Genomic DNA, 14,930 nt, shown 5'->3' on the forward strand with positions numbered 1-14,930 from the left:
CTCCCCCTCCCCCGCCGTACCGATCATGGGAACGGTCGTGCGACGCGTGGGAACGACAACGGGAGCGGGGAAGAGGTCATGGGCCACTGCCTGGAGATGAGCACCGGCGACATGCGCGGTGTGGTGCGGCTGCTCACCTCGGTGGAGCGGACGCGGCAGCAGGAACGGATGCTCGGCATCGTGCGGGACCGGTGCCTCAGGGCCGACGCGCGGCTGCGGGAGCAGGGCGTCGTGCCTGCCGTGTCGGTGAGCCGGGCGCTGGAGGAGCTGATCGAGGGGACGCCCAGCGCGCAGTTGTGTCCCTCGTACACCTACGCCTTCCACGAGACGGTGGCGCCGCACTTCTCCGACCCCACCGACCTCGGGGTGTGGCCGCGGCCCTCGTGGTTCTACCGGCTGGACGGCGAACTGGCCCGGTGGGGTGTGCCGTCGGAGGTGCGGCCGGTGTCGTTCCTGTTCAACGGGCCGCCGCTGCGGCTGCCGCATCCCGGTGACGCCACCCCGCAGATCGGGGTGCTGCCGGCGCAGCGGGCGGGCGCGCTCGCGGCGGCGTACGCGCCGCTGGCCGACCGTCTCGACCCCGAATTCGCCGACGTGGTGCGGAGGTTCGCGGAGCTGATGGCCTTCGAGGCGCAGGAGTGGGAGACCGCGCGGAAGCTGGGCCGCACGGACGACACCATCTTCTTCTGGCTCTGCTGAGCCGGGACGCCGAGCCGGGCTCAGCCCAGGTGGGTGGGCGCGAACATGCGCAGCACCGCCGGGAGGACGACCACCGACGGCCCGGCCGAGGCCAGCGCCTTCGCCAGGTCCGCCGCCAGGCTCCGCGGGGTCGTCCGCACCCCGGGCACACCGAAGGACTCGGCGAGCGCCACGTAGTCCGGGCCGGTCAGCTCGGTCGCCGTGGTCTGCCCGAAGGCGTCGGTCATGTACTCGCGCAGGATGCCGTAGCCGCCGTCGTCGACGATGAGCCAGGTGACGTCAAGGTCGTACTGACGGGCCGTCGCCAGCTCCGCGATCGAGTACAGGGCGCCGCCGTCGCCCGACACCGCCAGCACCGGGCGGGTCGGGTCGGCCACCGCCGCGCCCAGCGCCGCCGGGAACGCGTAGCCGAGGCCGCCCGCGCCCTGGGCGGAGTGCATGAGGTTGGGGCCCTTCGGGTCGAACGCCGACCAGGCCCAGTAGGCGAGGATCGTCATGTCCCAGAAGGACGGCGCGTCGGCGGGCAGGGCCCGGCGGACCGACTCCAGCACCTCCTGCTCCAGGGTGAGGTCCTGGGCGGCGATCCGCCGCGCGACCCGCTCGAGCAGGTCCCGTACCCGCTGTGGTGCCGTGTCGTCCTGGCGGGCCGGCACCGTCTCCAGCAGCGCCTGCAACGCCAGCCGGGCGTCCGCGTGGATGCCGAGGGCCGGGTGGTTGGACTCCAGCTTCCCGAGGTCGGCCTCGATCTGGACGACCCGGCCCCGGGGCTTGAAGGTGTGGTAGTTGGACGACAGTTCACCGAGGCCCGAGCCCACCACCAGCAGGACGTCCGCGTCCTCCAGGAAGTCCGTGGTGTGGCGGTCCTCCAGCCAGGACCGGAGGGACAGCGGGTGCGTCCAGGGGAAGGCGCCCTTGCCGCCGAAGGTCGTCACCACCGGGGCCTGGAGCCGCTCCGCCAGCTGACGGAGCTTCCTCGACGCGTCCGCGCGGACCACTCCCCCGCCCGCGATGATCGCCGGACGGGCGGCGCGGGCCAGCAGGTCGGCCGCCACGGCCGTCAGTTCGGGGCGCGGGGGCAGGTCCTCCGGGAGCGCGTCCGGGGCCGTCACCACCGGGATCACCGTCGGCGCCAGCAGCACGTCCTGCGGGATCTCCACCCACACCGGGCCGTGCGGGGCGGTCAGCGCCGACCTCCAGGCCTCCGCGAGCGCGGAGGGGATCTGCGACGGGGAGCGGACCACGTGGACGGACTTCACCACCCCGCGGAAGGACGCCGCCTGGTCGGGGAGTTCGTGCAGATAGCCGTGGCGGCCGCCGCCCAGCCCGGCCGTGGGGACCTGGCCGCAGATCGCCAGGACCGGCGCGCCGGCCGCCGCCGCCTCCTGGAGCGCGGGCAGCGCGGTCAGCGCGCCGGGACCGGTGGACAGCAGCAGCGGCGCCGCCTCGCCCGTGATCCGGCCGTACGCGTCCGCCGCGAAGGCGGCGTTGTTCTCCACCCGCAGGCCGACGTACCGCAGGTCGGAGCGGCGCACCGCGTCGAACAGGGCGAGGGCGTGCTGGCCGGGCAGGCCGAAGACGGTGGTCGCGCCGAGCCCGGCCAGGGTCTCCACGACCAGGTCTCCGCCGGTGCGGCCGGGGGGAGGGTCGAGCGCGGCCTCCGTCTGCGCGGCGGTCGGACGGAGCACCAGGTCGTGGTCGTGCGTCACTTCGCGCGGGCCTCCGCGATCTGCCGGGACATGATGGTGGTCAGTTCGTACGCCGTGTGCGACGCCGCCACCGACGTGATCTCCGCGTGATCGTACGCGGGGGCCACCTCGACGACGTCCGCCGAGACCAGGTTGCACCCGGCGAGCCCCCGCAGGATCTCCAGGAGTTCCCGCGACGTCATGCCGCCCGCCTCCGGCGTTCCCGTGCCGGGCGCGTGCGCCGGGTCGAGGCAGTCGATGTCGATGGAGATGTACAGGGGGCGGTCGCCGATGCGCTGGCGGAGCTGGTCGGCGACCTCGTCGGCGCCCCGGCGGTAGACGTCGGCCGAGGTGACGATGCCGAAGCCCATCTTCTCGTCGTCGGTGAGGTCCTGCTTGCCGTACAGCGGGCCGCGGGTGCCGACGTGCGAGAGCGCCTCGGTGTCGAGGATGCCCTCCTCCACCGCCCGCCGGAACGGCGTGCCGTGGGTGTACTCGGCGCCGAAGTAGGTGTCCCAGGTGTCGAGGTGCGCGTCGAAGTGGAGCAGGGCGACCGGGCCGTGCTTCTTCGCGACCGAGCGCAGCAGCGGCAGCGCGATGGTGTGGTCGCCGCCCAGGGTCATCAGGCGGGCGCCGCTGCCGAGCAGCTCGTCCGCCGCCGCCTCGACCGTCTCCACGGCCTCGTGGATGTCGAACGGGTTGACGGCGATGTCGCCGCCGTCCGCGACCTGGGCGAGCGCGAAGGGGGAGGCGTCCTGCGCCGGGTTGTAGGGCCGCAGCAGCCGGGACGCCTCGCGGATCGCGTTGCCGCCGAAGCGGGCGCCGGGCCGGTAGGAGACGCCCGAGTCGAACGGCACGCCCACGACGGCGATGTCGGCGCGGCCGACCTCGTCGAGGCGGGGCAGCCGGGCGAAGGTCGCGGGGCCGGCGTAGCGCGGGATCCGGGAGGAGTCGACCGGCCCGCGGGGCGTCTCGTTGCTGCTCATGACCTGCCTTCTTTCCCGCGCTCCGGCGCGTGCGTACGACTCTACGGGCATCGACCCTAGGTGGCCGGAGCGCGGCTGCGAAGTGTACGTTTCCTCCATCGAGAGTGGCCTTGATGTAAGGAACGCACACCGTGTCCGATCCCGCCGTCCCGCCCACTCCCCCGGTGCCGCTGGCGGCGCTGCTGGCCCGCGAGGACCTGGCGCTGCGGCGGATCGCCGGGCCGGACGACCCCGGGACCGTGATCCACGGGGCGCACGCCTCGGAGATGACCGACCCGTACCCGTACCTGCTGGGCGGCGAGCTGCTGCTGACGGCGGGGGCGCATGCTCCCGGCCCCCGGGCGGCGGGTTCCGGGACGTACTTCGACGACTACGTCTCCCGCATCGTGGCGGCGGGCGGCGCGGCCCTCGGGTTCGGTCTCGCGCCCGTGCACGACAGCGTGCCGCGGGCGCTGGTCGCCGCCTGCGACGCCCACGGGCTGCCGCTGCTGGAGGTGCCGGAGCGGACGACGTTCTCGGGCGTGGCCCGCGCGGTCTGGCAGCTCATGGCGCAGGCCCGGCACGCCGAGCTGCGCCGGGTCACCGAGGCCCAGCAGAGTCTCGCCTCCGCCGCCTCCGGCCCGGACCCGGTGCCGTCGGTGCTGCGGCGGCTGGCGCAGCGGGTCGGGGGGTGGGCGGTGCTGTACGGGCCGGAGGGCGCGCCGGTCGCACGGGCCGGGCGCCGCCCGCGGGACCCGGTGGACGAGCCGCTGGCCGAGCTGGTCCGGGTCCTCGCGGCCCGGGGCGCGGCCACCGCCGGCGACACCACGGCCGCCGGGACCCATCTGGCCGCCTACGCGCTCGGCGCGGGCCGGGGCTTCGCGCTGGGGGTGGCCGCCCCGCGCCGGGAGCCCGGTGACCACACCATCGCCTCCGTCGCCGCCGTCCTGCTCTCCCTGCTCACCGGTGAGCGGCACGGCGGCACGGGAGCGGCCCGCTCGTCGGCGCTGGTACGGCTGCTGCTGGGCGCGTCACCGCAGGAGGTCGCCCCGCTGCTGGGCGAGGAGCGGTGTGTCGTCGTGCACGCCCGGCCCGAACACACCGCCGCGGCGGACGCCGTGGCCGCCTCCGCGCTGGGCGCGGCCCTCGGCTCCCCGCTGGTCGACCTCGCGGAGGGCGTCGTACGGGTGCTGGTGCCCGCCGGGCGGGAGCCCGGCCCGCAGCCGGGGTGGACGCTCGGCCTCAGCGCGCCCGCCGCCCCCGCCGACTGGCCGGCCGCCGACGCGCAGGCCGCCCGGGCCCTGGCCCGCGCCCGCGCCACCCGCGCGCCGCTGGTCCGGTACGGCGCCCGCACCGCCCTCGCCGGCCTGGTCGCCCCCGAGGACGCCAGGGAGCACGCGCGGGCGCTGCTCACGCCGGTCGCCGCGGCCCCGGCCCTGACCGAGACCCTGCGCGCCTGGCTGTCCCTGCACGGCAGCTGGGACCGTACGGCGGTGGCGCTGGGCGTGCACCGCAACACCGTGCGCCAGCGGATCGCGCGATGCGCCGCGCTGCTGCGGACGGACCTGGACGATCCGGACGTACGGATGGAGTTGTGGTTCGCGCTGCGGGAACCCGCCGGCACCACTGAGTGACCCACGTCCCAGCGGCCCGAACAGCGCGGACGTGCACAGGAGCCTGCCTCACAATGGACACCATGCCGATACCCGGGACGCCCAGCCGCGTCGAACTCGTCGACCACCTCGTACGGACCCGTATCGCGGGGGACGTCGCGACCCCGCGGGAGAACAACCTCTCCCACTACCGCCAGCTCGCGAACGGCAACCGTCACTACTGGCTGGGCCTGGAACTCGGCGACCGCTGGAGCGACGAGCAGGACGTGCTCGCGGTGATGGCGGAGCGGGCCGGCGTCAACGACGACCCCGAGTACCGGTACGGGCAGGACACCATCGACCCGGAGCTGACCGTCGACGCCCTGGACCGGCTGGCGGGCCGGCTGCGCAAGGCGGCCGAGGACCGGCAGCGGGTGCTGTTCGCCACCGGGCACCCGGGCGGCCTGCTCGATGTGCACCGGGCCACCGCCGCCGCCCTGCGCGCGGCCGGCTGCGAGATCGTCGTCATCCCGGACGGGTTGCAGACCGACGAGGGGTACGTCATGCAGTTCGCGGACGTGGCGGTCCTGGAGCACGGGGCGACCCTGTGGCACACCCACTCGGGGGAGCCGATGAAGGCCATCCTGACGGCGCTGGAGCGCGTCGGAGCCCCGCTGCCCGACCTGGTCGTCGCCGACCACGGCTGGGCGGGCTACGCGGGACAGCACGGCGTCGACTCCGTCGGGTACGCCGACTGCAACGACCCGGCGCTGTTCATCGCGGAGGCCGAGGGCACCGTGCAGGTGACGGTGCCGCTCGACGACCATGTCGTCAGCCCCCGCCACTACGACCCGATGACGGCGTACCTGCTGGCGGAGGCGGGGCTGGCCTGAGGGGTCAGCGCGGGACGCGGACCACGCCCTCCTGGATGACGGAGACGGCGAGCCGGCCGTCCTGCGTGTAGATGCGGGCCTGGCCCAGGCCCCGGCCGCCGTGCGTCGACGGGGACTCCTGGTCGTACAGGAGCCACTCGTCGGCGCGGAAGGGCCGGTGGAACCACATCGCGTGGTCCAGGGAGGCGCCGACGACGTCACCGACCGCCCAGCCGCCCCGTCCGTGCGCGAGCAGGACGGAGTCCAGGAGGGTCATGTCGGAGACGTAGGTGGCGAGCACGACGTGCAGCAGCGGTTCGTCCACGGCGCCGCCGAGTTTGCCGTTGGTGCGGAACCACACCTGCGAGTGCGGCTCGCGCGGCTCGCCGAACCTGCCGTACGGCGGCTCGTCGACGTACCGCAGGTCGATCGCCTCGCGGGCCTCCAGGAACCGTTCGACGATCTCCGGGTCGAGGTGGTCGTAGCCGCGCAGCCGTTCGGCCGAGGTGGGCAGGGTGACCGGGTCCGGCGCGGGCGGCATCGGGGCCTGGTGTTCGAGCCCCTCCTCGTCCGTCTGGAAGGACGCCGACAGCGCGAAGATCGGCCGGCCGTGCTGGACGGCGACCACGCGGCGGGTGGTGAAGGAGCGGCCGTCGCGGATGCGCTCGACGTTGTAGACGATGGGCGCGCCCGGGTCGCCGATGCGCAGGAAGTACGCGTGCAGGGAATGGGCGTGCCGGTCGGCGGGGACCGTACGCCCGGCGGCGACCAGCGCCTGGGCCGCGACCTGCCCGCCGAAGACGCGCGGGACGACGGCGGAGCGGGACTGGCCGCGGAAGATGTTCTCCTCGATCTGCTCCAGGTCGAGCAGATCGAGGAGATCCTGGAGTGCCTGGCTCATGGAGCGCTGTACCGGCCGGTGGGGGCGGGCGGCCTACAGGCCCATGTCCTTGGCGATGATCGACTTCATGATCTCGCTGGTGCCGCCGTAGATGCGGTTGACGCGGTTGTCCGCGTACAGGCGGGCGATCGGGTACTCGTTCATGAAGCCGTAGCCGCCGTGCAACTGGAGGCAGCGGTCGATCACACGGTGGGCGACCTCGGTGCAGAACAGCTTGGCGCTGGCGGCCTCGGCGGGGGTCAGCTCACCGGCGTCGAGGGCCTCGGTGGCGCGGTCGGCGACGGCCTCGGCGGCGTCCACCTCGGCCTGGCAGGCGGCCAGCTCGAACTTCGTGTTCTGGAAGGAGGCGACGGTCTGGCCGAAGACGGTGCGCTGCTGGACGTACTCCTTGGCGAACCGGATGGCGGCCTTGGCCTGCGCGTAGGCGCCGTAGGCGATGCCCCAGCGCTCGGAGGCGAGGTTGTGGCCGAGGTAGTAAAAGCCCTTGTTCTCCTCGCCGAGGAGGTCCTCGACGGGCACCTTGACGTCGACGAACGCCAGCTCGGCGGTGTCGGAGGTCTTCAGGCCGAGCTTGTCGAGCTTGCGGCCGATGGAGTAGCCCTCGGCCTTGGTGTCCACGACGAACAGGGAGATGCCGTGGCGGCGGTCCTCGGCGGTGGGCGCGGAGGTGCGGGCGCAGACGATCATGCGGTCGGCGTGCACACCGCCGGTGATGAAGGTCTTGGCGCCGTTGAGGACGTAGTGCGTGCCGTCCTCGGAGAGCTTGGCGGTGGTCTTCATGCCCGCGAGGTCGGAGCCGGTGCCCGGCTCGGTCATCGCGATCGCCCACATCTCCTCGCCGGAGACGAACTTCGGCAGGTAGCGCTTCTTCTGCTCCTCGGTGGCGAGCAGCTTGATGTACGGCAGGCCGAGCAGCACGTGCACACCGGAGCCGCCGAAGGTGACGCCGGCGCGGGCGGTCTCCTCGTACAGGACGGCCTCGAACTTGTAGGAGTCGATGCCGGCGCCGCCGTACTCCTCGTCCACCCGGATGCCGAAGACGCCGAGCTCGGCGAGCTTGTAGTAGAAGTCGCGCGGCGCCTGGCCGGCGGCGAGCCACTCGTCGTAGACGGGGACGACCTCGGCCTCGATGAAGGCCCGGAGGGTCTCCCGGAACGCCTCGTGATCCTCGTTGAACACCGTACGGCGCACGCCGCCACCTCCACGTACCTCGGCATGTCTAAGCGCTTGCTCATAGCACCGTACCGGCGAGTACGAAGGGCGTCCAGATCGATCGGAGGGTAACGCTCGTCACGCCGGTCCGGCGGTGCCGGCCGCCGCCGCGAACGCCCCCCGGGCCATCCGGTGCAGCAGGCTCGCCGTCGCGCCACGGCCGGGCAGGGCACCCGGACGGCCGAGGTGCGGCGTGGAGTTCAGCAGACCGAAGACCGAGTGGACGGCCGAGCGGGCCGCCGGTTCGGACAGCGCCGGATAGACCCGCCGGACCACCTCCACCCACAGTTCGACGTACTGGCGCTGGAGCTGGCGCACCAGCTTGCGGTCGCTGTCGCGCAGGCGGTCCAGCTCGCGGTCGTGCAGGGTGATCAGGGGGCGGTCGTCGAGCGCGAAGTCGATGTGGCCCTCGATGAGCGAGTCGAGGACCACCTCGGGACGGACTCCGTCGGCCTCCCCCAGGCGCCGCTTCGCGCCGGTCAGCAGCTGGCCGCTGATGCCGACCAGCAGCTCGGCGAGCATCGCGTCCTTGCCGGGGAAGTGCCGGTAGAGGCCGGGGCCGCTGATTCCGACGGCGGCCCCTATCTCGTCCACGCCGACGCCGTGGAAACCGCGCTCGGCGAAGAGCCGGGCGGCCTCCTTGAGGATCTGCTCGCGGCGGGTGGGGGCGTCGGTTCTGGTGGCCATGAGAACAATTCTAGACAGGGAGGTTAGCGGTCGTTAACCTGAAGGAAATGGTTAACGCTCATTAACAGTCGATCACTGGCTGAGGGGACCGCAAGGATGGATCAGGCACCGGAGCTGACGAGCGCGGCGGACCCCGCGTCGGAGGCCTGGCGGGCCAACGAGCAAGCCCACCTCGCCCTCGTCGAGGAACTGCGCGGCAAGCTCGCCGCCGCCCGCCTCGGCGGGGGCGACAAGGCGCGCGAGCGGCACACCGCGCGCGGGAAGCTGCTGCCCCGGGACCGGGTGGACGCCCTCCTGGACCCGGGCTCGCCCTTCCTGGAGCTGGCGCCGCTGGCCGCCGACGGGATGTACGACGGGCAGGCCCCGGCCGCCGGGGTCATCGCCGGGATCGGGCGGGTGAGCGGACGCGCGTGCGTGATCGTCGCCAACGACGCCACCGTCAAGGGCGGCACGTACTACCCGATGACGGTGAAGAAGCACCTGCGGGCACAGGAGGTGGCGCTGGAGAACCGGCTGCCGTGCCTCTACCTGGTCGACTCCGGCGGCGCCTTCCTGCCCATGCAGGACGAGGTCTTCCCCGACCGGGAGCACTTCGGGCGGATCTTCTACAACCAGGCCCGGATGTCCGGGGCGGGGATCCCGCAGATCGCCGCCGTCCTCGGCTCGTGCACGGCGGGCGGCGCGTACGTGCCCGCCATGAGCGACGAGGCCGTGATCGTGCGCGGCCAGGGCACGATCTTCCTGGGCGGGCCGCCGCTGGTGAAGGCCGCCACCGGCGAGGTCGTCACCGCCGAGGAGCTGGGCGGGGGCGAGGTCCACGCGCGCGTGTCGGGCGTCACCGACCACCTCGCCGAGGACGACGCGCACGCGCTGCGGATCGTGCGGAACATCGTCGCCACCCTCCCCTCCGGCGGACAGCTCCCCTGGGAGGTGCGCCCCGCCGTCGAGCCCAAGGTCGACCCGTTGGGGCTGTACGGCGCGGTCCCGGTCGACTCCCGCACCCCCTACGACGTACGGGAGATCATCGCGCGCGTGGTCGACGGGTCCCGGTTCGCCGAGTTCAAGGCCGAGTTCGGGCAGACCCTCGTCACCGGCTTCGCCCGGATCCACGGCCACCCGGTGGGGATCGTCGCCAACAACGGCATCCTGTTCTCCGAGTCCGCCCAGAAGGGCGCCCACTTCATCGAGCTGTGCGACCAGCGCGGCATCCCGCTGGTGTTCCTGCAGAACATCTCCGGGTTCATGGTCGGCAAGGACTACGAGGCCGGCGGCATCGCCAAGCACGGCGCGAAGATGGTGACGGCCGTGGCGTGCACGCGCGTGCCGAAGCTGACGGTGGTGGTCGGCGGGTCCTACGGCGCCGGGAACTACTCCATGTGCGGACGGGCGTACTCCCCCCGCTTCCTGTGGATGTGGCCGAACGCCAAGATCTCCGTCATGGGCGGCGAGCAGGCCGCCTCCGTCCTCGCCACCGTCAAGCGGGACCAGATGGAGGCCCGCGAGCAGGAGTGGTCCGTGGAGGAGGAAGAGGCCTTCAAGGCGCCGATCCGCGCGCAGTACGACCGCCAGGGCAACGCCTACTACGCCACCGCCCGGCTCTGGGACGACGGCGTCATCGACCCGCTGGAGACCCGGCAGGTGCTGGGGCTGGCGCTGACGGCCTGTGGCAACGCGCCACTTGCCCAAAGGGACCACACGGCGCCCCAGTTCGGCGTCTTCCGGATGTGACAGGGGGACTTGGACCGATGTTCGACACCGTACTCGTGGCCAACCGGGGTGAGATCGCCGTCCGCGTCGTGCGCACCCTGCGCGCGCTGGGCGTGCGCTCGGTCGCCGTCTTCTCCGACGCCGACGCCGACGCCCGGCACGTCCGCGAGGCCGACACCGCCGTACGGATCGGGCCGGCGCCGGCCGCCGAGAGCTATCTGTCGGTGGAGCGGCTGCTCGAGGCCGCCGCCCGCACCGGCGCCCAGGCCGTCCACCCCGGCTACGGCTTCCTCGCCGAGAACGCCCACTTCGCGCGCGCGTGCGCCGACGCGGGGCTGGTGTTCATCGGGCCCCCGGCGGAGGCGATCTCCCTCATGGGCGACAAGATCCGCGCCAAGGAGACCGTGCGGGCCGCCGGGGTGCCCGTGGTGCCCGGCGGACGGGACCCCGACCTCGCCGAGGCGGCCCGCGCGCTCGGCGCGCCCGTGCTGCTGAAGCCGTCCGCGGGCGGCGGCGGCAAGGGCATGCGCCTGGTGCGGGACCTCACCCGGCTGGAGGAGGAGATCGCCGCCGCCCGCCGCGAGGCCCGCGCCTCCTTCGGCGACGACACCCTCCTCGTCGAGCGGTGGATCGACCGGCCCCGGCACATCGAGATCCAGGTCCTGGCCGACGGCCACGGCAAGGTGGTGCACCTGGGCGAGCGCGAGTGCTCCCTCCAGCGCCGGCACCAGAAGGTCGTCGAGGAGGCGCCGAGCGTGCTCCTCGACCCCGAGACGCGTGCGGCGATGGGCGAGGCGGCGGTGCAGGCGGCCCGCTCCTGCGGCTACCGGGGTGCGGGCACGGTGGAGTTCATCGTGCCGGGCGGCGACCCCTCCTCGTACCACTTCATGGAGATGAACACCCGCCTCCAGGTGGAGCACCCCGTCACCGAGCTGGTCACCGGGCTGGACCTGGTGGAGTGGCAGCTGCGGGTGGCCGCCGGCGAGCCCCTGTCCTTCGGGCAGGACGACGTCCGGCTGACCGGCCACGCGATCGAGGCGCGGCTGTGCGCGGAGGACCCCGCGCGCGGCTTCCTGCCGTCGGGCGGGACCGTGCTCCGGCTGCACGAACCGCAGGGCGACGGCGTCCGCACCGACTCCGGGCTCGACGAGGGCACCGAGGTCGGCAGCCTCTACGACCCGATGCTCTCCAAGGTCGTCGCCTACGGCCCCGACCGGGCGACCGCGCTGCGCAGGCTGCGGGCCGCACTCGCGGAGACCGTCACGCTGGGCGTGCCGACCAACGCCGGGTTCCTGCGCCGACTGTTGGCCCATCCGGCGGTCGTGGCGGGCGAGCTGGACACCGGGCTGGTGGAGCGGGTGGTGGACGAGCTGGTCACCACCGACGTCCCGGAGGAGGTGTACGAGGCCGCCGCCGCCGTACGCCTCGACGCGCTGCGGCCCCGCGGCGAGGGGTGGACGGACCCGTTCTCGGTGCCGAGCGGGTGGCGGCTCGGGGGCGCGCCGAAGCCGGTCTCCTTCCACCTGCGGGTGCAGGACCCGGTGGAGTACGTCCCGCGCGGCACCCACACCGTCACCGACACCCATGTCCACGTCACCCTCGACGGCGTCCGGCACACCTTCCGGCGGGCCGGCGACTGGCTGGGCCGGGACGGCGACGCCTGGCAGGTCCGCGACCACGACCCGGTCGCCGCGTCCCTGAGCGGGGCCGCGCACGCTGGCGCCGACTCGCTGACCGCGCCGATGCCGGGCACGGTGACAGTGGTGAAGGTCGCCGTCGGCGACGAGGTGGCCGCCGGCCAGAGCCTGCTGGTGGTGGAGGCGATGAAGATGGAGCACGTCATCTCCGCCCCGCACGCCGGCACGGTCGCCGAGCTGGACGTCGCCCCCGGCGCGACCGTCGCCATGGACCAGGTGCTGGCCGTGATCGCACCGCACGAGGAGGAGGGATGACCGTGCGAGGACTCCCGATGGCCGTGCCCGCCCCCGGCCTGCCCGCGCGGGTGCGGATCCACGAGGTCGGCGCGCGCGACGGCCTGCAGAACGAGAAGGCGACCGTGCCGACGGCGGTGAAGGCCGAGTTCGTGCGCCGGCTCGCCACCACGGGGCTGACGACGATCGAGGCGACCAGCTTCGTCCACCCCAAGTGGGTGCCGCAGCTCGCGGACGCCGAGGAGCTGTACCCGCAGCTGACCGACCTGCCGGTGGAGCTGCCGGTGCTGGTGCCCAACGAGCGCGGCCTGGACCGGGCGCTGGCGCTCGGCGCGCGGCGCGTCGCCGTGTTCGCCAGCGCCACCGAGTCCTTCGCCAAGGCCAACCTCAACCGCACGGTGGACGAGTCGCTGGCCATGTTCCACCCGGTGGTGGAGCGGGCGAAGGCGGAGGGCGCCGCCGTGCGCGGCTATGTCTCCATGTGCTTCGGCGACCCATGGGAGGGCGCCGTCCCCGTGCCGCAGGTCGTCCGGGTCTGCCGGGCCCTGCTGGACATGGGCTGCGACGAGCTGAGCCTCGGCGACACGATCGGGGTGGCGACCCCGGGCCATGTCGTCGCGCTCCTCGACGCCCTCGCCGAGGGGCGGATCCCCGTCGGCGCGCTGGCCGTGCACTTCCACGACACCTACGGGCAGGCGCTCGCCAACACGCTGGCCGCGCTCCAGCGGGGCGTCACCACCGTCGACTCCTCCGCGGGCGGCCTCGGCGGCTGCCCGTTCGCGAGGTCCGCCACCGGCAACCTCGCCACCGAGGACCTCGTGTGGATGCTGCGCGGCCTCGGCATCGACACCGGAGTCGACCTCGGCCGTCTCACCGCCACCAGTGTGTGGATGGCCGCCCACCTGGGCCGGCCCAGCCCGTCCCGAACCGTCCGAGCCCTGGCCCACAAGGCCGACGAGGACCCCAAGGAGCAGTGATGGACCACCGTCTCTCCCCCGAACTCGAAGAACTCCGCCGGACGGTCGAGGCGTTCGCGCACGATGTCGTCGCGCCGAAGATCGGCGACTTCTACGAGCGGCACGAGTTCCCGTACGAGATCGTCCGCGAGATGGGCCGCATGGGCCTGTTCGGGCTGCCGTTCCCGGAGGAGTACGGCGGCATGGGCGGCGACTACCTGGCGCTGGGCATCGCGCTCGAGGAGCTGGCGCGGGTCGACTCCTCGGTGGCGATCACCCTGGAGGCGGGCGTCTCCCTGGGCGCGATGCCGATCCACCTGTTCGGCACCGAGGAGCAGAAGCGGCGGTGGCTGCCCCGGCTGTGCTCCGGCGAGGTCCTGGGCGCGTTCGGGCTGACCGAACCCGACGGCGGCTCGGACGCGGGCGCCACGCGCACGACGGCCCGGCTGGACCCGGAGACGGACGAGTGGGTGATCAACGGCACCAAGTGCTTCATCACCAACTCCGGCACGGACATCACGGGCCTGGTCACGGTCACCGCGGTGACCGGCCGCAAGCCCGACGGCAGGCCGCTGATCTCGGCGATCATCGTGCCGTCCGGCACCCCCGGCTTCACGGTCGCGGCGCCGTACTCGAAGGTCGGCTGGAACGCCTCGGACACCCGTGAGCTGTCCTTCGCGGACGTGCGGGTGCCGGCGGCGAACCTGCTGGGCGAGGAGGGCCGGGGGTACGCGCAGTTCCTGCGCATCCTCGACGAGGGCCGGATCGCCATCGCGGCGCTGGCGACGGGGCTGGCGCAGGGCTGTGTGGACGAGTCGGTGAAGTACGCGAAGGAACGTCACGCCTTCGGCCGGCCGATCGGCGCCAACCAGGCCATCCAGTTCAAGATCGCCGACATGGAGATGAAGGCGCACACCGCCCGCCTGGCCTGGCGGGACGCGGCCAGCCGGCTGGTGGCCGGGGAGCCGTTCAAGAAGGAGGCGGCGCTGGCCAAGCTGTACTCGTCGACGATCGCCGTCGACAACGCCCGGGACGCCACGCAGATCCACGGCGGCTACGGCTTCATGAACGAGTACCCGGTGGCCCGTATGTGGCGGGACTCGAAGATCCTGGAGATCGGCGAGGGCACGAGCGAGGTGCAGCGGATGCTGATCGCGCGCGAGCTGGGGCTGGCGGGCTGAGCCACCGGCCGAACCGCGTCCCCTGGGTCACTTCTCCCGCGTGAAGCGGACGTCGAGGCCGCAGGGGACGTCGGGATCGTTGGTGGCGCAGAGGGTCCTGCCGCCGTCGACGACGGCGAACTGGAGATGGCAGTCGCCCTTGTCCCAGTACTGGCGGGCGAGTCCCAGGCCGATCCAGGAGCCCGACGGCGCGGTCTTGTCCATGGCGTCGTCGACGAAAAAGCCCCAGCCGCCTCCGGCGGTCGCGGGGCAGTCGGCCGTGGCGAGTTTCTCGGAATCGAGACCGGTCGCGGTGAATTGCCGGTCGGCGGAGAAGGAGATTTTCTCGCCGTCCGGGCCCTTCCAGTTCCCGACGACACGTTCGGCCGAAATCTTCGCCGTCTCCTCGGACGACCCGCACGCGGCCACCAGCAGCAGGGGAATCAGGGCGGCGGCGGCCCGGCGGCCGGTCCGCGCGGCATTCATGAACACAATCGCATCCTAGGTGTGGGGTGGGACGACCGTGGGGTCGGGGCCGGTCATCGGCCCCGACCCCACGGCTT

General features: G+C 73.3%; 13 protein-coding genes. 7 read left to right on the forward strand and 6 right to left on the reverse strand.

Features of this window, described 5'->3' with window-relative positions:
* Nucleotides 1–78 precede the first annotated feature (78 nt).
* Nucleotides 79–699: a hypothetical protein gene (locus ALMP_RS21235; protein WP_264930654.1), complete on the forward strand. Its 621-nt coding sequence runs from the start codon at nucleotides 79–81 to the stop codon at nucleotides 697–699.
* Nucleotides 700–719: 20 nt separating this feature from the next.
* Here the strand turns inward: ALMP_RS21235 and ALMP_RS21240 are convergent, their stop codons facing one another.
* Both ALMP_RS21240 and speB read right to left on the reverse strand, forming a co-directional pair.
* The gene (locus ALMP_RS21240; RefSeq protein WP_264930656.1) at nucleotides 720–2,405 is read right to left on the reverse strand and encodes a thiamine pyrophosphate-binding protein; all 1,686 of its coding nucleotides are present in this window, start codon (nucleotides 2,403–2,405) and stop codon (nucleotides 720–722) included.
* Nucleotides 2,402–3,370, reverse strand: a complete 969-nt coding sequence (gene speB, locus ALMP_RS21245; protein WP_264930658.1) for an agmatinase — start codon at nucleotides 3,368–3,370, stop codon at nucleotides 2,402–2,404. The genes ALMP_RS21240 and speB overlap by 4 nt, the downstream gene beginning before the upstream one ends.
* 131 nt (nucleotides 3,371–3,501) lie before the next feature.
* Between speB and ALMP_RS21250 the strand changes: the two genes are divergently transcribed.
* Both ALMP_RS21250 and ALMP_RS21255 read left to right on the forward strand, forming a co-directional pair.
* Nucleotides 3,502–4,983, forward strand: coding sequence for a PucR family transcriptional regulator (locus tag ALMP_RS21250; protein WP_264930660.1), 1,482 nt, complete (start codon nucleotides 3,502–3,504; stop codon nucleotides 4,981–4,983).
* A gap of 62 nt (nucleotides 4,984–5,045) precedes the next feature.
* Nucleotides 5,046–5,834, forward strand: a complete 789-nt coding sequence (locus tag ALMP_RS21255; RefSeq protein ID WP_264930661.1) for a phosphatase — start codon at nucleotides 5,046–5,048, stop codon at nucleotides 5,832–5,834.
* Between the two features lie 4 nt (nucleotides 5,835–5,838).
* Here ALMP_RS21255 and ALMP_RS21260 read toward each other — a convergent pair whose 3' ends face one another.
* The 3 genes from ALMP_RS21260 to ALMP_RS21270 form a co-directional block, all read right to left on the reverse strand.
* On the reverse strand, nucleotides 5,839–6,714 hold the full coding sequence (locus tag ALMP_RS21260; RefSeq protein ID WP_264930663.1) for an acyl-CoA thioesterase II: 876 nt from the start codon (nucleotides 6,712–6,714) through the stop codon (nucleotides 5,839–5,841).
* Between the two features lie 33 nt (nucleotides 6,715–6,747).
* Nucleotides 6,748–7,905: an acyl-CoA dehydrogenase family protein gene (locus ALMP_RS21265; protein ID WP_264930666.1), complete on the reverse strand. Its 1,158-nt coding sequence runs from the start codon at nucleotides 7,903–7,905 to the stop codon at nucleotides 6,748–6,750.
* Between the two features lie 99 nt (nucleotides 7,906–8,004).
* Nucleotides 8,005–8,613 carry a TetR/AcrR family transcriptional regulator gene (locus ALMP_RS21270; RefSeq protein ID WP_264930667.1) on the reverse strand — a complete coding sequence of 203 codons (609 nt, stop codon included), beginning with the start codon at nucleotides 8,611–8,613 and terminating at the stop codon, nucleotides 8,005–8,007.
* A gap of 96 nt (nucleotides 8,614–8,709) precedes the next feature.
* Here ALMP_RS21270 and ALMP_RS21275 point away from each other — a divergent pair, with 96 nt between their 5' ends.
* Genes ALMP_RS21275 through ALMP_RS21290 form a run of 4 tightly spaced genes read left to right on the forward strand, consistent with a single transcriptional unit; the run spans nucleotide 8,710 to nucleotide 14,388 of the window.
* Entirely contained in the window at nucleotides 8,710–10,341 is a 1,632-nt protein-coding gene (locus ALMP_RS21275; protein WP_264930668.1) for a carboxyl transferase domain-containing protein, read from the forward strand.
* Nucleotides 10,342–10,358: 17 nt separating this feature from the next.
* Nucleotides 10,359–12,272 (forward strand): biotin carboxylase N-terminal domain-containing protein, encoded by a 1,914-nt coding sequence (locus tag ALMP_RS21280; RefSeq protein WP_264930670.1) that lies wholly within the window; start codon nucleotides 10,359–10,361, stop codon nucleotides 12,270–12,272.
* On the forward strand, nucleotides 12,269–13,228 hold the full coding sequence (locus tag ALMP_RS21285) for a hydroxymethylglutaryl-CoA lyase (protein ID WP_264930671.1): 960 nt from the start codon (nucleotides 12,269–12,271) through the stop codon (nucleotides 13,226–13,228). Before ALMP_RS21280 ends, ALMP_RS21285 begins: the two co-directional genes overlap by 4 nt.
* Nucleotides 13,228–14,388 (forward strand): acyl-CoA dehydrogenase family protein, encoded by a 1,161-nt coding sequence (locus tag ALMP_RS21290; protein WP_264930673.1) that lies wholly within the window; start codon nucleotides 13,228–13,230, stop codon nucleotides 14,386–14,388. Before ALMP_RS21285 ends, ALMP_RS21290 begins: the two co-directional genes overlap by 1 nt.
* Nucleotides 14,389–14,415: 27 nt before the next feature.
* On the opposite strand, the gene ALMP_RS21295 is transcribed toward ALMP_RS21290, so the two are convergent.
* Nucleotides 14,416–14,853: a hypothetical protein gene (locus ALMP_RS21295; RefSeq protein WP_264930675.1), complete on the reverse strand. Its 438-nt coding sequence runs from the start codon at nucleotides 14,851–14,853 to the stop codon at nucleotides 14,416–14,418.
* Nucleotides 14,854–14,930 lie beyond the last annotated feature (77 nt).

Source organism: Streptomyces sp. A012304 (assembly GCF_026008495.1).
GTDB lineage: Bacteria > Actinomycetota > Actinomycetes > Streptomycetales > Streptomycetaceae > Streptomyces.